At 71.3% G+C, this 22,456-nt stretch carries 20 protein-coding genes; 9 read left to right on the forward strand and 11 right to left on the reverse strand.

Annotated features, from left to right (window positions below):
- Together ACXAHD_RS22625 and ACXAHD_RS22630 are read left to right on the forward strand one after the other, a co-directional pair.
- Positions 1–320, forward strand: a 320-nt coding sequence (locus ACXAHD_RS22625) for a hypothetical protein (protein ID WP_475052995.1), incomplete at its 5' end; no start/stop codon positions are given.
- A 28-nt stretch (positions 321–348) separates the two neighbouring features.
- A complete protein-coding gene (locus ACXAHD_RS22630; protein ID WP_475052998.1) occupies positions 349–1,269 on the forward strand; it encodes a Gfo/Idh/MocA family protein in 921 nt (306 codons plus the stop codon).
- Between the two features lie 83 nt (positions 1,270–1,352).
- On the opposite strand, the gene ACXAHD_RS22635 is transcribed toward ACXAHD_RS22630, so the two are convergent.
- On the reverse strand, positions 1,353–2,699 hold the full coding sequence (locus tag ACXAHD_RS22635; RefSeq protein ID WP_281553570.1) for an Hsp70 family protein: 1,347 nt from the start codon (positions 2,697–2,699) through the stop codon (positions 1,353–1,355).
- The gene (locus ACXAHD_RS22640) at positions 2,692–4,770 is read right to left on the reverse strand and encodes an Hsp70 family protein (protein ID WP_475053001.1); all 2,079 of its coding nucleotides are present in this window, start codon (positions 4,768–4,770) and stop codon (positions 2,692–2,694) included. The genes ACXAHD_RS22635 and ACXAHD_RS22640 overlap by 8 nt, the downstream gene beginning before the upstream one ends.
- A gap of 381 nt (positions 4,771–5,151) precedes the next feature.
- Between ACXAHD_RS22640 and ACXAHD_RS22645 the strand changes: the two genes are divergently transcribed.
- Together ACXAHD_RS22645 and ACXAHD_RS22650 are read left to right on the forward strand one after the other, a co-directional pair.
- Positions 5,152–5,742, forward strand: a complete 591-nt coding sequence (locus ACXAHD_RS22645; protein WP_281555462.1) for a TMEM165/GDT1 family protein — start codon at positions 5,152–5,154, stop codon at positions 5,740–5,742.
- Between the two features lie 102 nt (positions 5,743–5,844).
- A complete protein-coding gene (locus tag ACXAHD_RS22650; protein ID WP_281553572.1) occupies positions 5,845–6,237 on the forward strand; it encodes a cupin domain-containing protein in 393 nt (130 codons plus the stop codon).
- 46 nt (positions 6,238–6,283) lie between these two features.
- On the opposite strand, the gene ACXAHD_RS22655 is transcribed toward ACXAHD_RS22650, so the two are convergent.
- The 7 genes from ACXAHD_RS22655 to ACXAHD_RS22685 all read right to left on the reverse strand — a co-directional run bounded on the left by ACXAHD_RS22655 (position 6,284) and on the right by ACXAHD_RS22685 (position 14,061).
- Positions 6,284–6,706, reverse strand: a complete 423-nt coding sequence (locus ACXAHD_RS22655) for a hypothetical protein (protein ID WP_281553573.1) — start codon at positions 6,704–6,706, stop codon at positions 6,284–6,286.
- A gap of 21 nt (positions 6,707–6,727) precedes the next feature.
- Positions 6,728–7,363, reverse strand: coding sequence for a GTP-binding protein (locus ACXAHD_RS22660; RefSeq protein ID WP_475053005.1), 636 nt, complete (start codon positions 7,361–7,363; stop codon positions 6,728–6,730).
- Positions 7,341–7,856 carry a DUF742 domain-containing protein gene (locus tag ACXAHD_RS22665; protein WP_281553574.1) on the reverse strand — a complete coding sequence of 172 codons (516 nt, stop codon included), beginning with the start codon at positions 7,854–7,856 and terminating at the stop codon, positions 7,341–7,343. The genes ACXAHD_RS22660 and ACXAHD_RS22665 overlap by 23 nt, the downstream gene beginning before the upstream one ends.
- Entirely contained in the window at positions 7,853–8,335 is a 483-nt protein-coding gene (locus ACXAHD_RS22670) for a roadblock/LC7 domain-containing protein (protein ID WP_281553575.1), read from the reverse strand. Before ACXAHD_RS22670 ends, ACXAHD_RS22665 begins: the two co-directional genes overlap by 4 nt.
- A complete protein-coding gene (locus tag ACXAHD_RS22675) occupies positions 8,332–11,058 on the reverse strand; it encodes a nitrate- and nitrite sensing domain-containing protein (protein WP_281553576.1) in 2,727 nt (908 codons plus the stop codon). Before ACXAHD_RS22675 ends, ACXAHD_RS22670 begins: the two co-directional genes overlap by 4 nt.
- Positions 11,045–12,211 (reverse strand): hypothetical protein, encoded by a 1,167-nt coding sequence (locus ACXAHD_RS22680; protein WP_281553577.1) that lies wholly within the window; start codon positions 12,209–12,211, stop codon positions 11,045–11,047. The genes ACXAHD_RS22675 and ACXAHD_RS22680 overlap by 14 nt, the downstream gene beginning before the upstream one ends.
- Before the next feature lie 443 nt (positions 12,212–12,654).
- The gene (locus tag ACXAHD_RS22685; protein WP_348650106.1) at positions 12,655–14,061 is read right to left on the reverse strand and encodes an MGH1-like glycoside hydrolase domain-containing protein; all 1,407 of its coding nucleotides are present in this window, start codon (positions 14,059–14,061) and stop codon (positions 12,655–12,657) included.
- A 248-nt stretch (positions 14,062–14,309) separates the two neighbouring features.
- On the opposite strand from ACXAHD_RS22685, the gene ACXAHD_RS22690 reads away from it, so the two are divergent.
- Complete coding sequence (locus ACXAHD_RS22690; protein WP_281555465.1) at positions 14,310–15,044, forward strand: aldo/keto reductase; 735 nt, start codon at positions 14,310–14,312, stop codon at positions 15,042–15,044.
- 80 nt (positions 15,045–15,124) lie between these two features.
- Here ACXAHD_RS22690 and ACXAHD_RS22695 read toward each other — a convergent pair whose 3' ends face one another.
- Together ACXAHD_RS22695 and ACXAHD_RS22700 are read right to left on the reverse strand one after the other, a co-directional pair.
- Positions 15,125–16,264, reverse strand: a complete 1,140-nt coding sequence (locus ACXAHD_RS22695) for a glycoside hydrolase family 12 protein (protein ID WP_289212309.1) — start codon at positions 16,262–16,264, stop codon at positions 15,125–15,127.
- A gap of 93 nt (positions 16,265–16,357) precedes the next feature.
- Positions 16,358–17,131, reverse strand: coding sequence for an IclR family transcriptional regulator (locus tag ACXAHD_RS22700; RefSeq protein WP_475053010.1), 774 nt, complete (start codon positions 17,129–17,131; stop codon positions 16,358–16,360).
- A gap of 65 nt (positions 17,132–17,196) precedes the next feature.
- Between ACXAHD_RS22700 and eda the strand changes: the two genes are divergently transcribed.
- The 4 genes from eda to ctaD all read left to right on the forward strand — a co-directional run bounded on the left by eda (position 17,197) and on the right by ctaD (position 22,295).
- Positions 17,197–17,895, forward strand: coding sequence for a bifunctional 4-hydroxy-2-oxoglutarate aldolase/2-dehydro-3-deoxy-phosphogluconate aldolase (gene eda, locus ACXAHD_RS22705; protein WP_475053012.1), 699 nt, complete (start codon positions 17,197–17,199; stop codon positions 17,893–17,895).
- A 52-nt stretch (positions 17,896–17,947) separates the two neighbouring features.
- Positions 17,948–19,075: a sugar kinase gene (locus ACXAHD_RS22710; protein ID WP_281553581.1), complete on the forward strand. Its 1,128-nt coding sequence runs from the start codon at positions 17,948–17,950 to the stop codon at positions 19,073–19,075.
- Positions 19,076–19,252: 177 nt separating this feature from the next.
- Positions 19,253–20,368 carry an FAD-dependent monooxygenase gene (locus ACXAHD_RS22715; protein WP_281553582.1) on the forward strand — a complete coding sequence of 372 codons (1,116 nt, stop codon included), beginning with the start codon at positions 19,253–19,255 and terminating at the stop codon, positions 20,366–20,368.
- A 166-nt stretch (positions 20,369–20,534) separates the two neighbouring features.
- On the forward strand, positions 20,535–22,295 hold the full coding sequence (ctaD, locus tag ACXAHD_RS22720) for an aa3-type cytochrome oxidase subunit I (RefSeq protein WP_281553583.1): 1,761 nt from the start codon (positions 20,535–20,537) through the stop codon (positions 22,293–22,295).
- Positions 22,296–22,456 lie beyond the last annotated feature (161 nt).

Consider the following 22,456-nt stretch of genomic DNA (forward strand, 5'->3'; position numbering starts at 1 on the left):
GGGTAGGGTTTGGGGGGGGGGGGGGGGGGGAGGAAGAGAGGGGGGGGAGGTGGTGGGGTTGGTTGTGTGTGTTCCCTTCCTCCCCCCCCCCGGACCCGACGGCGGGGGACCGGGCCGACCGCGCCGTCGACCGGCACCGCGTCCGCGACCAGGCCGCCCGCCGGGAGTACGACGTGGTCGCCGCCGCCGCGCGGCGTGCCGCAGAGGCGGCGTACGTTGCCGAACTGAGCGCCGCCGCGCTGGCCGAGGAGGCGGCGGCCGCCGCCGTTGACGCCGAGGAGGCCCGCTACGTCGCCGACCGGGCTGAGCGGTCACACTGAACACCGGTCGACGGAGGGAAACGTGGCAATGGCATTGCGGTTTGGTCTGTTCGGCACCGGGCACTGGGCGGCCGAGACCCACGCGGCCGGGCTGGCCGCGCACCCCGACGCGGAACTGGTCGGCGTCTGGGGGCGGGACCGGGCGAAGGCCACGGCGCTGGCGCAGCGGTACGGCGTCGCACCGTACCAGGATGTGGACGCGTTGCTCGCCGACGTCGACGCGGTCGCCGTCGCTCTGCCGCCCGACGTACAGGCCGAGATCGCGGTCCGTGCCGCCGACGCCGGCCGGCATCTGCTGCTGGACAAGCCGTTGGCGTTGACCCTGCCGGACGCCGACCGGGTCGTCGCGGCGGTCGACCGGCGGGACGTCGCGTCGGTGATCTTCTTCACCAGCCGGTTCAACCCGTCCATGATCGACTTTCTGGCCCGCCCGGCCGACGGTGCCTGGCACGGTGCCCGGGGAGCGCTGTTCGCGGCGATCTCCGAGCCCGGGAACCCGTACGGTGCCTCGCCCTGGCGGCGCACCTACGGCGGGCTGTGGGACATCGGCCCGCACGCGCTGTCGGTGGTGCTGCCGGTGCTGGGCCCGGTCGCCCGGGTCGCCGCGATGCCCGGCCCGGCCGGCGGGGTGCACCTGCTACTGCAACACACCGGCGGGGCCACCAGCACGCTGTCGCTCAACCTGGACGGCCCGGTGGCGGCGAAGACCTTCGACGTCACGTTCTTCGGCGAGCCCGGGATCGTGCCGGTGCCGCACCGGGACGTGACCACCGGGCAGGCGTTCCACTCGGCCATCGACGCGCTGCTCGGGCAGGTCACCGCCGGGTCACCGGGACACCCCTGCGACGTCCGGTTCGGCCGGCAGGTGGTGGCCGTCCTGGCCGCCGCCGACACCGCCCGGGTCGAGCAGCGCATCATCGACGTCCCGGCTGGAAGACCGGTTGCCTGAGCGATCCTCGCCGGCTGGCCTGCCACTGGCCGGAGCAGTGGCTCACCCTGTTCCGGCTGATCACCGCCCGCTGACCCGTCGCCTCAGCCGGTGGCCAGCGCCAGCCACTGGTGGCTGGCGACCTCGGCGCTGGGCGGCACCAGCAGCCGGTCGAGCGTGCCCGGTGTCGCGGCCACCAGGTCCCACAGCGCGCCGCCGGGCAGCCGGACCCGGGCCAGCGGGGTGCCCGCCGGATACGGCTGACCCGGCACCACCAGCCAGCGGTGCAGCCGCGCGGACCCGCCCGGGATGCCGAACGACAGCGGAACCATTCCGGTGGTCTCCGTCGACGCCCGGATGGTCCGCGGGCCGCTGCGCGGCAACCATCGGGCGGCACCGTGCACGGTCGCCAGTTCCGGCTGCTCCACCTGACGCAGCGGGCGCTGGAAGGCGTCGTGCACCGCCTGGGCCACGGCTGGCATCCGGGCCCCGCCGCCGACCAGCAGCACCGATCCGATGCTGGCCGGTGGCACCCCTACAGCGGCCAGCATCTGCCGGCAGCAGGCGATCGTCCGGTCCAGCAGCGGAGCCACCAGCTGCGCCAGGTCCGCCCGGGTCAGCCGGTACGCCGGAGTGTCCGGCAGCAGGAAGTCCTCCACCGCCGGAGTGTCGCTGAGCTGATGCTTGATCCGGTTCGCGAAGTCGGTGACCGCCATGCCGAGCCGCAGGGTGGCCGGTGCGGACTGGCTGGCGGCCGCGCTCGCCAGCAGCGGTGCCAGCCACTGCTGCCCGTCGGCGTGGATCCTGCCGGCCAACAGCGAGTCGATGTCCCGGCCGCCGCAGTCGTCGATCGCCGCGTGTCCGAGCACCTCGTGCCAGCGTTCGTCGATGCGCACCAACGCGGTGTCGAAGGTGCCCCCGCCCAGGTCGTAGACCAGCACCAGCTCGCCGGGGACCGGCGGTGGGCCGGCGACCGGGGCGAACGCGGCCGCAACCGGCTCCGGCAACAGCTCGACCGGGCCGAGACCGGCCGCTTCGGCTGCGGCGATCATCTGTGCGCGGCGCGGGTCGTCCGGGTCGTACGACGCCGGGACCGTCACCACCGTCCGGTGCACCGGCGCGCCGTACCGCCGCTCGGCCTCCACCCGTAGCGCGGTCAGCACCGCCGCGACCTGCTCGATCGGCCGGAACCGGCGGTCGCCGAGCATCATCGGCACGTCGGCGGCCATGCCGCGTTTGAACTCGGCGGCGTACGCCGTCGGCTCGGACCGCTTCCGCCGCTCGGCCAGCGCGCCGACGATCATGCTCTGACCGTCCCAGTGCACGGCGGACGGCCAGGTCGGCGCACCGGTGACCGGGTCCGGCACCAGCTGACCGGTCTCACCGGTGACCACCATCGCGGCGGAGGAGGAGGTGCCGAAGTCGACCACCAGGACGGGCTGGTCAGACATCCCAGACATCGATCAGGCTCCGCTCGTTGGACTCCCAGTTGGCCAGCAGGTGCCGGCTGTCGGCGCTGAACCCGACCCGGACCCGTTGCCCGGTGCCGCCCAGCACCCGGAACAGCTCCTGTCCGGTCGAGGTGTCCTGCAGGACCACTGCGGCGATGCCGTCGAGCGCGTCGGCGACCACGGCCCGTAGTTGCCCGTCGGCGCTGACCGCAGCCGTGCCGAACCCTTCCCGCCGGCTGTGGTCGGCGAACTCCGGCATCCGCTGCTCCCACCGGTCGTCGACGATGCGGTCGATGTGGGTGCCGGTACGCAGATCCCACAGGGTCGTCGCGGTACGCCGAGACCGGCCCACGGCTTTCGCCCGGCCTTCGGCCGCCGCCCGCCACCCGATCTCGTCGATCAGCACCCGGTGCGGCCCGCCCGGGTCGTGGAACCGGGCGCTGATCTTGCCGGTCTCGATGTCCCACACCGAGATGAACCCATCCGTGGCCCAGGCCACCACCGCCAGCCGGCCATCCGGGTCGACGAACACCCGGCCGGTCGGCTGCGCGCCGGCGGTGTGCTCCGGACGGAACTCGGCGCGGACCGTGTCGTCTGCGATCGCCCGGAGCCGGACCAGCCGGGCCGCCGGGTCGCACTCCACCAGATGCTCGCGGTCCGGGGTGAGCAGCCAGCTACCGGTGGACTCCAGGTGCCGCCGCCGGGGTGGCGGCTGGCGCTGCAGGGCCACCGCGTCCTTCGCGGTAGCCACCACCAGGACCGGGCCGACCAGGTCGCCCGGGTACGCCTGCTGGCCCAACTGCCGGCCGTGCTGGGCGGCGGTGAGCTCGAAGACCCGCTCGTCGGGGGTACGGACGTGGGCGAGCACCGCCCCGGCCGGGTAGGGCTCGCCCGGCGGTACGCACCAGCGCAGCAGCCGGGCCCGACCGCCCGGGATCTCCCACGAGGTCGGCTCGGTGCGCCACCGCTGCGGCTCGGCGGTGACGGTGCGGCCGCTGGCGCCGGCCGCGAACCGGGCCGCGCCGCGCAGCACCACCCACTCCGGGTCCGAGCCGCAGCGCAGCGGCCCCGGCGACCCGGCGTCGATGATGCCGAGGCCGGACCGCAACGTGGTGTGGACCGCCGGCAGGTAGGCGTTGCCGCCAGCGACGACCACTGCGGCCAGGTCGGCCGGTGCGGCGCCGACCGCGCCCAGCACACCTGCGGCGCCCTCCACCAGCCAGCGCAGCGCCGGTTCGGCGAACGCGTCCAGCCAGGCCCGGGTCAGCCGGTACGGCGGCGTGAGCGGGGTGAGGTGATCGACCACCTCGTCGGCGTCGACCAGTTGGTGTTTGAGTCGGCGGGCGAAGTCGATCGCCTCGTGGTAGGCGCGCAGCCCGGCGTCACCGGGTGCGGCGAGCATCGGCTCCAGCCAGGCCCGCCCCTCGGTGCGCAGGTCGTTGATGAGCAGCGCGTCGAGTTCCTGCCCGGCAGGGCTGGTCTGCTGAGCGAGTTGGACGGTGTGGCTGCCGTACACCTGCACCAGCGCGACGGTCCAGGTCGCGCCAAGGTCGCAGACCAGCACCAGAGCGCCGGCCGGCAGGTTGTCGCCGGTCGTCGGGTCCAGCGCCGCCGCCACCGCGCTGTCGATCAGCTCCACGTCGCGGAACCCGGCGGCCTCACCGATGGCGAGCATCGTGTCCCGGCGGGGGTCGCCGGGCAGGTAGTCCGCCGGCACGGACAGGGTCAGCCGGTCGATCTGGCCCCCGTACAGTTGGCGGGTCTCGTTGGCGACCACGGTGAGGTACACGGTGAGCGCCTCGGCGCCGGTGACCTCACGGTGCTCCAGCCACATGGCGGCCTGGGCGTCGACGGCCCGGCGTGGCCCGTCGATGTACCGCCGCGGCATGGCCCGTTTACGTACCTCGGACGGGGTGCCGACCAGGAATCCCTCGTCCGCCAGACACACCGACGACGGCCAGCTGGTCGCCCCGCTGGCCGGCTCCTTGACCAGGGTCGTCTGGTCGGCGACGACCAGCGCCACCCGGGTGCCCGAGGTGCCGACATCGACCACCATGATCGGCTCGGTCATGTTCCCGCCCTCACCACAGCAGTCCGGCGATTGATCGTCCTGGAAGTTCCGGGACAGTGTCCGTGAGTGCCGCCGTCACGTCCACCCTGGGCGATGTGCGCGGTACGCCACGGACAGGGGTGAACGTAACGGAAACTGGTCGCGTTGGTGGACCCGCCCCCGTGTGTTCGGTCACCAACTGCGATCGTCGCTGCTGGAGCGGCTAGACTCGGCGACTGCGAAGGGGAGTAGCTCCCAACATCGCGGTCGACACACTGGTGCTGCGCACCCGGCTGCGGCGACCCGGCGGTACGTCGGGTGGGCGAGACCTTCGACCCAGGCTTCAGCAGCCGGGTCGAGGTCCGCGTGCCACGATCCGGCCCCGACCGGATGAGAGGCACCATGGACGGCTTCCTTGCCGCGACCGCGATCAGCTTCGGCGTGATCTTCGTAGCCGAGCTGGGCGACAAGTCACAGCTGATGGCGTTGACCTTCGCCACCCGATTCAGGACCTGGCCGGTGCTGGTCGGTATCACTGCTGCCACCGCCGTCGTGCACCTGGTGTCGGTCGCCCTCGGGTACGGCCTCGGTGTGGCCCTGCCCACCGGCTGGATCGCGCTGGCCGCCGCGCTGGCGTTCATCGGGTTCGGCTTCTGGACGCTGCGCGGCGACACCCTCACCGACGAGGAGTCCCGCCGGGCGCAGCGGACCACCAGGACGGCGGTGATCGCCGTGTTCACCGCGTTCTTCCTCGCCGAGCTGGGGGACAAGACGATGCTGGCGACGATCACGTTGGCCACCCGGCACGGCTGGTTCGGCACCTGGCTCGGCTCCACGCTCGGCATGGTCGCGGCCGACGCACTGGCCATCGTGGTGGGCCGGCTGCTCGGCAGGCGGCTTCCCGAACGGGTGATCGCGTACGGGGCGGCCGCGCTGTTCTTCGTGTTCGGCTGCTGGCTGCTGGTCGAGGCGGTCGTCGAACTGGCCGGCTGACCCAGCGCGCGCCGGCTGGCCGGCTGATTCGGCGCACGCAGTGGTCGGCCGTGTGCACGGCAACACGCGTACCGACGGCCGGTTCTGGGTACCTTGAGTGGTATGCAGCACTTCACGATCGCCACCGTCGCTGAGCAGAGCACCGATTTCCGCCGGGTGCTCTGGACCGGTGAGCATTCCCAGCTTGTGATCATGACCATTCCGCCGGACGGCGAAATCGGCGAGGAGGTCCACGAGGACATCGACCAGATCCTCACCTTCGTCAGCGGTGTCGGCGAAGCGCTGGTGGCCGGCGAGCGGCGGGCCGTCGCCGCCGGGGACCTGGTCGCCGTGCCGGCCGGCACCAAACACAACTTCGTCAACACCGGTCCCAATCCACTGGTGCTCTACACCGTCTACGGCCCGCCGGAGCACGCCGACGGTGCGGTACACCACACCAAGGAGGAGGCGGACGCGGCGGAGGAGTCCGGCCAGGACGAGCCGCCCACGTCGTGACGGCGGCCTCCGCCGGGTACCTCGGCCACCCGCCGGCGGGGCCGGTTCAGCCCTCCGTCGCCCCGTTGAGCAGTGACGGATCGCGTCGGATCAGCTCCGCCAGGCGGGCCGCTGGACCGTCCTGGGTGGGCTGTCCGCGTGGCGGCCACTCCGGTGGACGCCCGGCGGTCGGCACCCCGGGCGCCGCCGGGTCGCCGGACGGCGGGTTCGGCCCGACCGCAGGCGTACCGCCGTCGACCGTCACCTGCACCCGGCCGTCCCGGTTGCCGACGGTGAGCTGCACGGCCTGACCGCCGTGGGCGAGGTGGACCGTGGCGGTCAACCCAGGGTGGCGCTCCACCACCTGCCGGACCGCCGCAGCGATCTCGTGCGCCGCCGACGCCGTCCGGTCGTTGCCCTGGCTGACCCGCTTCTGCAGCTGGTCGCGTCGGGCGAGCCGGGCGAGCGCGTCGTCCAGGTCACCACGCATCTGTCCTCCTCTGCTACCACCTCAGGATGGCTGACTCCGTACCGCTCGGTCCAGCGCCCGGTCCAGGACCACCAGCAGGGCGTCTCGGACCGACAGCCGGTCGCGGGCGTCGTACGCGACGACCGGAACGGCCGGGCCGGTCGCCAACGCCCACTTGACCTCGTCAATGCTATGACCAAGGCGGCCGTGGAAGGTATTTACTCCCACCACGAACGGCAGCCCGGCCCGTTCGAAGTAGTCAACGGCGGGGTAGCAGTCGTCCAGGCGTGAGCTGTCCACCACGACCAGTGCGCCCAACGCCCCCCGGGCCAGGTCGTCCCACATGAACCCGAAGCGGGTCTGACCCGGGGTGCCGAACAGATACAGCTTCAGACTCTGGTCGATCGTGACACAGCCGAAGTCCATCGCGACGGTCGTGGTGGTCTTGCCGGACTCTGGGCCGGGGTCGTCGACCCCGACGGAGACGGCGGTCATCTCCGCCTCGGTGGTCAGCGGGACGATCTCGGAGATGGCCCCGACGGTGGTGGTCTTGCCCACCCCGAAGCCACCCGCCACGACGATCTTGACCGGGATCGGCGCGGTCCGGGGTGGGGCGCGGTGCCGGGCTGTCGGGGGCGGTCCGGCGGTCGGCCGGTCAGGAGATGGCACGTAGTCCACGGATCACTCGCAGGATGGTGTCGGCATCGGCAGGGGCGTCGACGTCGGGTACGTGGACGTCGAGATGGGCGGAGGCGCGCAGATCGCCGACGAGCACCCGGGTCACCCCCAGGTGCAGCCCCAGCCGGGCGGAGAGTTCCGCGACGGAGATCGGGTCGGCGGCGAGCGAGATGATCGCCCGCAGTTCAGGGGCGAGGCCGGATCCCGAGGGGCCGGGGTCGAAGGGGTCCGGAACCCGCGCGGTCACCTGCGTCTCCAGGTTGATGTCCGGGTCCGCCCCGGTTACCCGACCGGCGGTCAGCACGAACGGCCGCAGCGTCGTCGCCGCGGCGTCGCCGTCCGACCGGTCCGGCACGCCGCCGTCGGACCCGCCGACGCCGGGCGGACCCCCGCCCGCCGCCGGGGTGTCACCCGACGGCGGGGTACGCAGGTAGGGGCGGATGCGCGGCTGCGGATCGACCGGCTCGTCCGCCCCGTACGGCGGTCGGGTCACGACTGGACGGAGTTCTTCAACTCGGCGATCAGCCGGGGAGTGAGCGGGCCACCGGCGCGCCCGGCGAACAGGGTCATCTCGTAGGCGACCGTGCCGAGGCTGGCCGAGCGGTCGGCGATCACCCCCAGCACCGACCCGGAGCTGATCGAACTGACCAGCAGGTAGCCGTCGGCCATGTCCACCACCACCCGGTTCAACGTGCCGAGCGAGTACCAGTTCGCCGCACCACCGGCCAGACTGGTCATGCCGGACACCACCGCCGCCAGCCGCTCGGCATTGGCCCGGTCCTGAATCGCGGACATGGCCATCAGCAGTCCGTCGGAGGAGACCGCGATGGCTTCGCGGACACCGGCGGTGCTGGAGGTGAACGAGTCCAGCAACCAGTTGAAGGTCTGCGCTTCGGCGCTCAGCGAGCCGCTGCCATTGCCGGCCGGGGTCGTCGGGCGTTCCGCGGTGTCCGGCGTGTAGGGACTGTTCATCCGTTGGTTCCTTTGCTGCCGTGCTGGAAGGTGGTGGTGATCTCGGTGAGCGCGCGCTGAACGCCCGTCTCGAACTCGTCCAGGGACTCCTTGGCCTGCTGCGGGTCCGGCGGCCAGGGCTGGCCCTTGCCGGGGGATGCGCTGGCCGGGGGCGGGTCGGGCAGGCTCGCGCCGGGCACCCGCTGGGTGAGGCGGTCCGACCTGGCGACCGTCGGGTCCTGCGCCACCTCCCGCTGCGCCCGCCGTACCCCGGCCTCGAACTCCTCCAGCAGTGCCCGTGCGGCGACCGGGTCGGCCGGTGCGTCGCTGAGCGCCGCCGGTCCGCCGCCGACCGGGTGCTGGGCACCGGGAACGCGTTGCCGCAGCGGCCCACGTCCCACCGGCTCGGCGGTGGGGGCTGCCGCCGGCTGATCCGGTGCCCTGGCCGGTTCGGCCGGCGTGCCGGTCGCTGGCGTACCCGTGCCGGCCGCAGTGGTGTCGGAGCCGGCGGCCGGGGCACCGGCCCCGGCCGCTGCGGTGCCGAACGCGTTCCACGGGGTTCCGGTGCCGAGCGACCGGGTGGCCCGCTGCACCGCCGACGAGTCGAAGCCAGCGCCGGAGCCGTCCGGCACGCCGGTGCGGACGCTGGCCCGGGCGACGGTCCGTTCCAGACGGGGTCCGCCGGGGGCCGCCGGCGTCACGGCCGTCGGCCTGTCTCCGGACGGACCGTCTCCGGGCGGACCGCCCGGTGCGGTGCCAATCAGCACGGCGTTGGCGGGGACCGTGCCGGGCAGCGGCGCGATGGTGGGCGCGACCGCTGGTGGCCGGCCGGTGGGACCGGTGGCCACGGCCCGTCCAGGGGCGCCGGTGGCCGGCACGATCAGGTCCGGTCCCAGGTCGACCGTCACCGTGACCCCGCCGCCCGGCGTTGCGGTCAACTCGACGGCCATCGCATGCCGGCGGGCGAGTCGGCCGACCACGAACAGGCCGAGGACCTCGGTCGGTACCAGGTCGAGCCGTTCCCGTCGGGTCAGCCGGGCGTTCTCCTCGGCCAGTCGTGCCGGGGACAGCCCGAGCCCACGGTCGATGACGCTGACCCGCAGGCCGTCGTCGAGCGGTCCGGCGGCCACGGTCACCCGGGTGTGCGGTGGGGAGAAGACGGTGCCGTTCTCCATCAGCTCGGCCAGCAGCAGCACCAGGTCGGCGATGACCGACGGCTGCAGGGCGTACCCGGCCGGTGCCTGCACGTCGACCCGGGTGTACTCCTCGATCTCGCCGAGAGCGAGCCGGATGACGTCGGAGACCGGCAGCGGGGCCATGTGCTCCTCGGCGCCGGTCGCCCCGGAGAGCACCACCAGGCTGCCGGCGTTGCGCCGCAGCCGGCTGGAGACGTGGTCGAGCCGGTAGAGATGCTGCAGCCGGCGCGGGTCGGTCTCCTCCCGCTCCAGCCGGTCGATGATCGCCAACTGGCGGCTCACCAGGTTCTGGGTCCGCCGTCCGACGTGGCCGAACATCTGCGCCACGTTGCGTCGGCTCGACACCTGTCGTTCGACGAGCCGGGCGGCGGTCTGCTGTACCCGTTCGAAGGCGCGGGCCAGATCGCCGATCTCGTCGGTGGCGGAAACCTCGACCGGGTCGAGGCGCACCGGGTCGGGGCGTTCCGACTCGTCATCGGCCACCCGTACCAGCTCCGCCTCGGCGATCCGGGCGACACGGTCGGCCGAGGAGGTGAGCCTGGCCAGCGGCTGGGCGACCGACCGGGCCACGTACAGACTCAACGCGACGACCGCCAGCAGGACCAGCAGCGCACCAGCCACCACGCTGTACGCGATGAACAGGATCTGTTCCTGCCGTCGGGTCACGTCGACTGTGACGTCGATGACGATCTTGCGTTCGACGAACCGGCCGAGGGCGATCAGCGATTCCAGGGCCGGGAACAACGTGGTTACGGACAGGCCGGCCAACGCTTGGGTCGGGTCGACTGTGAAGCCGTCCTGCGCGCCGGCCTGGGAGGTGGCGGTGAACCCGCTGCCGAGCCGCTGGTCGAGTGCCTCCTCGACCAGGCTGTAGAGGGCCACCTGATCGGCGGTGGCGAATCGGCTGAACCGGGCGGCGTTCTCCTGCGCGGCGACCAGGCTCATCGCGTACCGGGTGGCGGACTGCGGATCGCGGGATCCGACCACCAGCAGCATGTGAGTCGCTCCGGCGCTGATCGCGGCATCCAGCCGCAGCGCGGCGTCCAACGCTACGATCTGGCGTCCCTCAGGGGTGGCGACGTCGGCCGAGTCGACCAGCTTCAATCCATCGATCAACCGCTCGATGAGATCGCCGTACGTGGTCATCACCTGATCGCTGGTTGCCGTGCGGTCGCGTACCGCGGACCGGACCTCAGCGAGGTCGTCGACAGCGTCGACCGCTGCGGCCAGTTCGGTGCCGAGGTGGTCACCCAGCTCCGCCCGGAGGTCGGCGACCCGGTCGGTGACGGCCGCCTCCTGCAACACCAGTCGGGACCGATCCACGCTGTCCAGCAGGTAGCCGATCGCCAGCAGACGCTCCTGCTGCAGGTCCTGGGCGAGCGAGCCGATCTGGCCGCCGGTCTGCACGGTGCGGACCGTGTCGGCGGCTCGGCCGGCCAGCGCGGCGCGGTCGATCACGATCGGCACCGCCAGGGCAGCGACCGCGATCAGCGGGATCATGACCAGCAGGGCCAGTTTTCCCCGGATCCGGAGCCTATCGAGCAGCAACGGTCGGCCCCCATCGTCCGGTGCCCGGGTCGGCGGTGCCGGCGGGGGCGCCGCCGTGCGCCGTCGGGTCGAGTTTCGGCCAGCGGGTCGGCTGGTCCGCCGTGTCGGGACCGGGCTCAACCGGTTCCAACGGCTGGCCGACCCCGACATGGCCGCCACTGCCGGCACCGGGGCGACCGGGCTGAACGAGGTAGGCGATGACCATCGGGGCTACGGCCAGAGCGAAGGCCACCACCAGGGCGCCGACCGAGACCCACTGGCTGCGTTGCAGGGTGCTGATCCGGTCGGTGATCAGATTGTCCAGCTCGGCCAGCATGGTGCCGGTGAGTTCGGCCGCCGCCACCTGGGCATCGACCCGGAGCCCGACGAGGGGATCCAGGTCGGGCAGCGCTGCCCCGCCGCCCGGCCCGGCGGACCCGTCGCCCGAGACGACATCCGCGGGTTTCAGCGCGGCGGCGGCCGCGGCAATGGTGTCCATGCTGCGCCGGAACCGGTCGACCTGGGTGAGCAGGTTGCTGCTCATCGTCCGGCTGTCGGTGCTCTCCACCGCGGCCTGGACGTTGTCGGCCAGGTCGCCTGCGGGGGAGAGCACGTCGCCGACCGCGCTGATCAGTTCGACCAACGCCAGTGGCCGGTCCTGCGCCGGTCGGGTCGGCAGCAGCACCGCGAGATCCGCGAAGCGTCCGGTGGCGACGATCGCCTCCGGCAACTCTTCGGCCGCGCCGTCCTGCAGGTGGTAGGCGTCGCCTTCCGGGTCACGCGTCAGGTTCGAGCTCTCCCGGATCCTGTCGTACTGGGCCAGCAGCAGGTCGGTGGCCTGGCGGTACGCGTCGAAGGCTTCGGTCGGCCGGCTGAACTGCCGACCCGACAGGGATTCCACGGCGGAGCGCAGCGTCGCCCACCGTTGCTGGGCTCGTAGCGACGCGCCGATCCGCTGGTCGACCTCGGTGACCGCATCGAGGGCCCGAAGCAGCGCCTCGTCGTTGACCGGCTGACCGGCGACGGCAGCTGACTGCGCGTCGACCAGGGCCACGGTCAACTCGTTGAGCGCGCCGAGATACGCCACACCCTCGCGTTCGCGTTCGGCGAAGGCGATGTCCGCCGAGGTGCCGCGCCACAACTGGGTGAACAGCACACAGATCGGCACGAGCATCAATACGGTGATGACTGATCGGAGCAACGCCCCGTCGAGCCATCGCTTTCGGCCTACGGCGTCCTGTCCGGGTCGCCGTGCGGCATCGTGTGCGGGTTGCATCGCCCACCCCTCTGGCGGTAGCAGCAAAAACGGCGGACAGCGTCGAGTGCGCAGGATCGCGTCGTTCGTGCGGCCCACCGGCAGGGAAAGATAGATGTCCTGCCGGCGGGCCGGAACCATCCGTGAGGACGCCAGTTGCGCACCGTACGGTCGACTCGACCCACCGTGAGAAGGTGGCTACGAACAGTGAGAATCTGTTGATCAGTAACCGTTTTCTGTCTTATATGCAGCTTATGTCGTAATCAACGGCATCTGCGGGTGGTCAGCCGAATGGGTATTGGTATCGGGCAGACTGTCGGATCGGCGTTGGTCGACGCGGCTCCCCTACTATCGGGTAACTGCTAATCGATCGGACCGCCGACCGGCGGAGCCTCGCCTTCGCCCAGCAGATCGAGCACCAGCGCTGCGGTCCAGCTGAATGCCGCCGAGCCGACCCCGTCGCCGGTCTCCGGGTGGAAATACTCGTAGTAACCGGACCGGCGAACCAGTTCCAGCATCGCGTCACGCAGAGTTTCGGCCTGATCCAGATGGCCATGCTCACGAAGTCCCCGACGGAGCAGCCAGTTGATATTGATCCACACCGGTCCGCGCCAGTACCGCACCGGGTCGAAGTCGACGGCGGCCCGGTCGTAGCTGGTCACCGGCATCGACGCTGACAGCCCGAACCGGTGCGACTCGGCCGTAGCCACGAGCGCCGCGACCCGGTCGGGCGGTAGGCCGGGCAGGATCAGCGGGACCAGTCCGCTCACGCAGCGTGCCGGGCTGAGCCGTCCGGTCCGGACGTCCCGGGCGTGGTACATGCCGGTCCGCGGATCCCACAGTTGGTCGTCGACGGCCCGGGTGATCCGCGCGGCGCGGTCCAGGTGGACCGCTGGATCTGCGCCGACCACGGCGGCGATCCGGGCGAGCGCGTGTTCGGCGGCGGCCAGCAACGCGTTGAAGGTCGGACACTCGACCACGAAGTCGTGTCGGGCGGCCAGCTCGTCGTCCCGGTAGCCGCCGTCGCGGTACGCCAGTGCCAGCGCGACGAACCGGGCGTAGTCCTCATCGGTCGGCCGGTGGGACGCTGCGGCCACCCGGTTGTCATGCCGCTGCCGCCCGACGAGCACGCCGAGGTCGGCCGGTACGGCGGACAGCGCCGCATCCCAGGCCGGGCTGTTGTCCAGGCCGGACTCCCAGGGGTGCACGATGCTGGCCAACCCGTCCCCGCCGACGTCGCGACTGCTCGACAGGTAGTCCTGAGCGGCGACCAGCCGTGGGTAGAACCAACGCAGCTCGGCTTCCGCCTGCGGCCCCGGTGCCCGTTGGTAGATCTCCCAGATGGCGACGGCGTGGGCGGGCGGCTGGACGATGCCGGTGCCGTCCGGGTGCCCGGGGCGGCGCAGCGGTACCTGCCAGAATCCCGGTCCGGGGAAGTAGTCGCGTTCGGCGACGTCCGGGTCGAAGACGATGTGCGGGACCCGTCCGTCCGGCCACTGCGCCAGGAACAGGCTGCGCAGGTCGTGCCAGGCCCGATCGGGGTCGATCCGGGCCAGGCCGATCGCGATGAACGCCGCGTCCCAGCTCCACTGGTGCGGGTAGAGGGTGCGCGACGGCACGGTGTGGTTGCGCGACCAGTTGGCGTCGAGCACGGCTCTGGCCATGTGCCACAGGTCGGCGGGCGTGCGTTCGGTGAGTTGTTCGGCCGGTAGCCGGTCCGTGACCGGGATGCTCGCGATGGCCGTGTGGGCGGTGCTGATACTGCTCATTCTTCCGTCCTGGTCAATCTCCCGCCGGGCCGTCGGCCAGGCAGAAACCACCGCCAGCGGTGGGGTGGTAACGACGAATGTACGCGCGGTGAACAGCATGTGCCCTTGTCGCAGACGGCGGTAGGGTCTGTCGGCTACCGGACGATGAGTCGTCCGGTCAAGGAATACGTGCAGGTTGAAGGGGGTAGGCGGGGAGGATGGCAACGCATGGTGAGCAACCTGTGGCAACCTTGCCGTCCGGGATCGGGATGCCGCTGCTCGGGTTCGGCACCTGGCAGGCGTCGGGCGACGCCGGGTACCGGGCGGTCCGAGCGGCATTGGACGCCGGCTACCGGCACGTCGACACCGCCACGATGTACGGCAACGAGGCCGAGGTCGGCCGGGCGATCAAGGACAGCGGAATCGCCCGGGACGAGATCTTCGTCACCACCAAGCTGCCACCCGATCGGGTCGGGCGGGAGGCGGAGACGCTGGCCGTGAGCCTGGCCGCGCTGGGCACCGAGTACGTCGACCTGTGGCTGATCCACTGGCCTCCGGCCGGCGGTGCCGGCGTGCCGACCTGGCGCGAGTTCGTCGCCCACCGGGACACCGGTGCGGTGCGGGCGATCGGTGTCTCCAACTACGGCCTCGACCAGATCGACGAGCTGACCGAGCGGACCGGGGTGGTGCCGGCGGTCAACCAGGTGCCGTGGGCGCCGGCGATGCACGATCCGCGTACGGTGGCCGAGCACCGTGACCGCGGGGTGGTGCTGGAGGGGTACAGCCCGTTCAAGAACACCGACCTCGACGACCCGGTGCTGGTGCGGGTCGCCGCGGCCCACCGGGTGAGCGCCGCCCAGGTGGTGCTGCGCTGGCACATCCAGCACGGCATCGTGGTGATTCCCAAGTCGGTCACTCCGGAGCGGATCCGCGGCAACGCCGACGTCTTCGGCTTCACCCTCTCCGCCGAGGAGATGGCCACAGTCGACGCCCTGCGCGACTGAGACCACGACACCCCGGGCGGTGCGGGCCGGCCGCGGAGGGGGCCTCACCCCCCGCCGAGGCTGGCCCCGGCGTTCGCGGATCAGCCGGTGGTGCAGGTGGTGCCGTTGAGGGCGAAGCTGCTCGGTGAGGAGTAGTTGCCGCTGTAGCTGGCCTGGTAACCGAACGAGGTGGTCGCCCCCGGCGCCAGCGTGCCGTTCCAGCCCACGTTCCGGGCGGTCACCGACGATCCGCTCTGGGTGACGGTGGCGTTCCACGAGTTGCCGACCGTCTGCCCGGCCGGCAGCTGGTAGGCCAACGTCCAACCGTTGATGGTGCCACCACCGGTGTTGGTGACGCGTACGTCGGCGGTGTAGCCGTTGTTCCAGGTGTTCGCCGTGTAGCTGACCCGGCACCCGCCACCACCGGGCGGCTGACTGGTCGGCGGGGCGGTGGTCGGCGGGGCGGTGGTCGGCGGGGCGCCGCCGGTGGAGACCGAACCGGAAAAGGAGTTCACCCCGAGGCCGACGCCGCCGTTCCACGGCTCGAAGCCGGCCTGGACGCTGGTCAGGTACCAGGAGTTGGTGATTTGCCCTCGGGCCCGGACGTCGGCGATGAAGTCGAGCACGTTGAAGCTCCAACTGGTGATCGACGACGGGGCCAGGTAGGACACCACGTTGTTGGAACCGTTGCTGCCGGTCCAGACCTGCCAGTTGCGGCCGGCGACGGTGGCGTTGCCGACCGGCGAGCCGATCGGCTGGATGGAGCCCTGCCGGTGGAACCAGATCATGATCTCCATCTGGCTGACGCCGTTGGTGCGCGGGGTCGGGTCGAGCCAGATGTCGTACGAGGCGTTGTACGTCCCGTTACCGACGTACCGGTAGTTGATGCTGGTCGGCGCGTTGCTGATCCGGCTGACCTGGATCGGCAGGTTGGTGCCGGGAGAGCAGTTGGTGTAATGGCAGCCGTAGAAAATCGACGGGTACGACACCGGCGCGCCATTGGTCGGCGAGCTGCCCTGCTGCGAGGTCACCGAGAAGCCGGTGTCGGTCACGTTGATGCACTGTTCGGCGGTGGTGCCCCAGCGGTTGTTCTGCACCACGTAGCGGCCCTGAATGGTGGTGCTGCCGTATTGTTCGCAGATTCGCGTGTCGGCCTGGGCTGGTGTGGCGGCGACCACGGTGACGAGGCCGCCGGTGAGCAGCAGGACGGCTGCGGCGGCGGCGCGGATCGGACGTCGCATGGTTCTCCTTGTGTCCGTGGAGACGGCGGGTAGGAACCAACGTCGCGGGAGCGCTCCCATGATGGTAGATCACATCGACATGTATGAAAAGAATCAGCGGGAGATCAGCCCGCGGGCGGCGGCCACCTGGTCGGCGGCGGCCCGCAGTGCCTCGACCATCCGGGCCTCGCCGGCGGCGTCGATCCGGGTCGCTGGGACGGACAGGCTGATCGCGTCGGGGACCTGCCCCCGCAGTGGCATCGCCATCGCCAGGCAGACGATCCCCTCAGCGTTCTCCTCCCGGTCGACGGCCCAGCCCTGGGCGCGGACCTCGGCCAGCGCGGCGTGCAGGGTGGCCGGGTCGGTGATGGTTCGCCGGGTCATCCGGCGCAACGGCCAGCTCAGCAGTTGGTCGACGACGTCGTCCGGATGTTCGGCGAGCAGCGCCTTGCCCAGTGCGGTGGCGTGCGCCGGCAAGTGTCGGCCGATCGCGCTGTACAGCCGCAGCGGGTGCACCGACTCGCGCTTGGCCAGGTAGACCACGTGCGGGCCGTCCAGCCGGCCGAGATGGACGGTCTCACCGAACTGCCCGGCCAGCGCGTCGAGCACGCCGTCCAGCAGGCTGACCGCGTTGTCGGCGGCCAGGTACGCCGCGCCCACCTGCAGCGCCCGTACGCCGAGGCCGAACCGGGTGCCGGTGGGATCGGTCTCCACCCAGCCACGGTGCATCATCGTGCGCAGAATTCCGTGCAGGCTGCTCTTCGGGATCTGCAGGACCCGTGTCAGTTCGCCGAGGGACCGGCGGTCAGGGGTGGCGGCCAGCGCCTCCAGCACCTCCAACGTCCGGCCGGCGGACTTCACCGGCTGGAAACCCTCCTGCGCCGCCATGGCGGTCACTCTAACCAGCGTCGCACCCGGTTGACAGCGATGTACCGCCGAGTATGGTCACGTACGTGACCGATGTTCATGATGCTGAACGTGAGTCGGCCGGTCGCGAGGCCGGCCGGGGCGCGCACCACGGCGGCGACGTCGTCTCGGTGATTGGCGCGGGGCGGATTCTTCCGGTGGTCGTCCTGGCTGATCCGGCCGGCGCCGCGCCACTGGCCGAAGCGCTGCTCGCCGGCGGACTGCGTACCGCCGAAGTGACCTTCCGCACCCCGGCGGCGGCGGACGCCATCGCGGCGATGGCCGGGCACCCCGGCATGCTGGTCGGCGCCGGCACCGTACTCACCGTCGAGCAGGTGGACCGGGCCGTCGACGCCGGTGCCCGATTCGTGGTAAGCCCTGGCTTCGGACCCGCCGTCGTCCGTCGCTGCCAGGAGCTCGACCTGCCGGTTTTCCCCGGGGTGTCCAGCGCCACCGAGATTCAGATGGCCCTCGACGCCGGGCTGGACACGGTCAAGTTCTTCCCGGCCGAACAGCTCGGCGGGGTGGGCATGGTCTCGGCGCTCGCCGCGCCGTTCAGGTCGGTGCGGTTCATCCCGACCGGCGGGGTGAGCCCCGGCAACGTCGCGGACTACCTGGCCCACCCGGCGGTCCTCGCCGTCGGCGGCACCTGGATGGTCGCCCCCCGCCTACTCGACGCCGGCGACTGGGCCGAGGTGACCCGGTTGACCGCCGCCGCGGTCGCCGCCGCCCGCGCCGCCGACTGACCCGCCCGACCTCGACCAGGACCGGTCCGACCTTTGACTGAGGAGTCGTGAGATGGCCGAACAGCACCCCGCCGACCGTGCCCCGCTGCACCCCCGGCCGGCCACCGAGTGCCGCTACGACCTTGTCTCGCTCGGCGAGGTCATGCTGCGGCTGGATCCGGGGGAGGGACGGGTGCGCACCGCCCGCAGCTTCCGGGCCTGGGAAGGTGGTGGCGAGTACAACGTCGCGCGGGGCCTGCGCCGCTGCTTCGGCCTGCGTACCGCAGTTGTCACCGCGTTCGCCGACAACGAGGTCGGTCGCCTGCTGGAGGATCTGGTGCTGCAGGGCGGCGTCGACACCGCGTACGTGCGCTGGCTGCCGTACGACGGGATCGGCCGGACCGTCCGCAACGGGCTCAACTTCACCGAGCGCGGCTTCGGGGTGCGCGGCGCGGTCGGCACCTCCGACCGGGGCAACAGCGCGGCCAGCCAGCTACGCCCCGACGACGTCGACTGGGACCACCTGTTCGGCACCCTCGGCGTGCGTTGGCTGCACACCGGCGGCATCTACGCGGCCCTGTCGCAGACCACACCGGACACGATCGAGGCGGCGATGACGGCCGCCCGCCGGCACGGCACGATCATCTCCTACGACCTGAACTACCGGCCCAGTCTCTGGAAGGCGGTCGGTGGACAGTCCCGGGCGCAGGAGGTCAACCGGCGGCTGGCCGGCTACGTCGACGTCATGATCGGCAACGAGGAGGACTTCACCGCGAGTCTCGGGTTCGCCGTACCGGACACCGACGAGCGCCTCACCGAACTGGAGGTCGCCAACTTCCAGCGGATGATCACCGAGGTGACTGGGGCGTACCCGAACTTCAAGGTGGTGGCGACGACGCTGCGTACGGTGCGTTCCGCGACGGTGAACGACTGGGGTGCGGTCGCCTGGTCGGCACCGACCGGTTTCGTGTCCGCCACCCACCGGCCGGGCCTGGAGATCCTGGACCGGGTCGGCGGCGGCGACAGCTTCGCGTCCGGCCTGGTCTACGGCCTGTTGGAGCTGGGCGACCTGGCGGTCGCGGTGGAGTACGGTGCCGCGCACGGAGCGCTGGCGATGACCACCCCCGGAGACACCTCGACGGCCAGCCTCAAAGAGGTGGCGGCGCTCGCCGGTGGCGGTGGGGCAAGGGTGCAGCGCTGAGGGTCCCGCCGGCACCGGTAAGCCGTTAAGATTTCCACCAATGGATGTTGCCTGGCGCCGTGGCGGGTGGCATTCGCGTGGAGCGAACAGGGTGGGATGGGCCTACCGCGGGCAGCGTTGCTGGCAGTAGTCTCTTGGCTTCAATGAGTGTCTATTCCCCCGGAGGCGGCGCGGACCATGGCTCAACCACCCGTGCGCGTGCTCATCGTCGGTGCCAGCGTCGCCGGGCTGGCCGTCGCCCGAGCACTGCGGCTGGCCGGCATTCGGCCCGAGCTGGTGGAGAAGCTGGCACCGACTGTCGTCGCCGGTGCCGGGATCTTCCTACCCGGCAATGCCATCCGCGCGCTGCGTGAGCTCGGGCTGGACAATCCGTTGCGTCCGCTCGGCGCGGTGATCCGGCGGCAGCGATTCCTCGACGCCACCGGAGCCGAGCTGTGCTCGGTCGATCTGGAACAGCTGTGGCAGGGGGTCGGGCAGTGCCGGGCGCTGCCCCGCGCGGACCTGCACCAGGTGCTGCTCACCGGCGCCGGCGGGGAGGTGCGGTACCACACCGAGGTGTGCGACGTGGAGGTCGGTGACGAGACCACCAAGGTCGCCTTCGGTGATGGCTCCTACGCCGAGTACGACCTGATCGTCGGCGCGGACGGGCGCCGGTCTGCGGTCCGTCGACTCGCCGAGATCGGCGGCGCGCCGCACCCGGTCGGCCAGATCGCCTATCGCAGCGTGGTCAGTGGCGGTCCGGAGATCACCGAGTGGACGGCACTGCTCGGGCAACGGTCCGGCATCGCGCTCGCCCCGATGGGCTACGGCCGGGTCTACCTCTACGCCGACGAGCCGTTGCCGGCCGGCTCCGCCCCGCCCGCCGACCCGTTGGTCCGGCTCCGCCAGCTCCTCGGCGACTACGGTGGGCCGGTGCGAGCGGTCCTCGACGCGGTGGAGAAGGTGCAGGTGGCCGTCACCGACGAGGTGGAGCTGAGCGGCTGGTCCCGGGGCAACGTGGTGCTCGTCGGGGACGCCGCCCACGCGACCGCGCCGACGCTGTCCCAAGGGGCGGCGATGGCGTTCGAGGACGCGCTGGTCCTGGCCGAGGAGCTGCGTGCCGCGCCGTCGGTCGTCGAGGCGCTCGCCAGGTACGAGAGCCGGCGTCGGCCGCGTACCCAGTGGGTCCTGGACCGGACCCGGGACCGGGACCGGACCCGCGACGTCGCCCCGGCCCTGCGCGACCCGGTGCTGCGCGCCAAGGGCGGCACGATCTTCCAGGAGCACTACCGGTTGCTCGTCGACCCGGTGTGACTCGACCCGGTGTGACTCGACCCGGTGTGAACCGCCCGGCGGCCCGCAGCCGTCCGGGCACCCGGCGTGCGGACCGGCGGTGAACGGGGACTATCCTGCCTGCGAGGCACGGCCAGCGGATCATCAACCCGGGCGCCGTGGGATTGACGAGAACCGGAGGCCATTCGTGACCACCGTCGCACCGAAGCCGATCGCCAGCCGGCCCTTCCCGGTCCGCAGGCCGGTCCGCGGCTCGGCCATGGCGCGGCTGCTGCGCACGACCGACGCGAAGCAGATCGGGATCATGTACATGATCACCGCCTTCGCGTTCTTCATGATCGGTGGCCTGATGGCCCTGATCATGCGTGCGGAGCTGGCCCAGCCGGGGATGCAGTTCCTCTCCCCGGAGCAGTACAACCAGCTGTTCACCATGCACGGCACGATCATGCTGTTGTTCTTCGCGACGCCGATCGTGTTCGCCTTCGCCAACTACGTTACGCCGATCCAGATCGGTGCGCCGGACGTTTCCTTTCCCCGGCTGAACAGCTTCGCCTACTGGCTGTACCTGTTCGGTGGCACCTTGGCGATGGGTGGCTTCCTCACCCCGGGCGGCGCCGCCGACTTCGGCTGGTTCGCGTACACCCCGCTGAGCAGCGTCGAACACTCCCCGGGCGTCGGCGCCAACATGTGGATCGTCGGACTGGCGATCTCCGGTCTGGGTACCATCCTCGGCGCGGTCAACATGATCACCACGATCCTGACCCTGCGCGCGCCGGGCATGACCATGTTCCGGATGCCGATCTTCACCTGGAACATCCTGGTCACCAGCCTCCTGGTGATCATGGTCTTCCCGCTGCTGGCCGCCGCGCTGTTCGCGCTCGCCGCCGACCGGATGCTCGGTGCCCACGTGTACGCGCCGGAGACCGGTGGGCCACTGCTGTGGCAGCACCTCTTCTGGTTCTTCGGCCACCCCGAGGTGTACATCGTCGCGCTGCCGTTCTTCGGTATCATCAGCGAGATCATCCCGGTCTTCGCCCGCAAGCCGATCTTCGGCTACAAGGGCCTGGTGGCCGCGACGATCGCGATCGCCGCGCTGTCGATGAGCGTCTGGGCGCACCACATGTTCGCCACCGGCGCGGTGCTGCTGCCCTTCTTCAGTTTCCTGAGCTTCCTGATCGCCGTGCCGACCGGCATGAAGTTCTTCAACTGGATCGGTACCCTGTGGCGGGGGCAGATCAGCTTCGAGACGCCGATGCTCTGGTCGATCGGCTTCCTGGTCACCTTCCTCTTCGGCGGGTTGTCGGGTGTGCTGCTGGCCAGCCCGCCGATTGACTTTCACGTCTCGGACTCGTACTTCGTCGTCGCCCACTTCCACTACGTGCTGTTCGGCACGATCGTGTTCGCGGTGTTCGCCGGCATCTATTTCTGGTTCCCGAAGTTCACCGGACGGATGCTCGACGAGCGGCTGGGCCGGGTGCACTTCTGGCTGACCTTCGTCGGCTTCCACACCACCTTCCTGGTGCAGCACTGGCTCGGTGCCGAAGGCTTCCCCCGCCGGTACGCCGACTACCAGGCGATCGACGGCTGGACCACGCTGAACATGATCTCCACGGTCGGCTCGTTCGTCACCGGCATCTCCACCCTGCCGTTCCTGTACAACGTGTGGAAGTCGTACAAGACCGGACCGCTGGTCGAGGTCGACGACCCGTGGGGGCACGGGAACTCGCTGGAGTGGGCGACCAGCTGCCCGCCGCCGCTACGCAACTTCGACCGGATGCCCCGGATTCGCTCTGAGCGGCCGGCGTTCGACCTCAAGTTCCCGGAGCTGGCCGCCGGACACCACTCGGTCGCCGGGCCACCGGAGGGCGGTGCCAAGCCGTTGACCAGCGAGTCGGACGGCGGCGCCACGTACCAGGAGGACACCGCCAGCAACGTCGACCGGCGCTGACCCACCGGCTGGCACTACCCACGATCGGTCTACGACGCGGGGGAGGGGGGGGTTCTCGCGGGGGAGGGGTTTGGCTTTGTGGGGCTTTTTTCCTCGATCCACACCCCTGTCCCTCCCTCCCACCTTCTCACCTCCACCCTTAACCCCCTCCCCTCCCCCCA

The sequence above is a fragment of the Micromonospora sp. ABR4_055 genome, assembly GCF_056160425.1.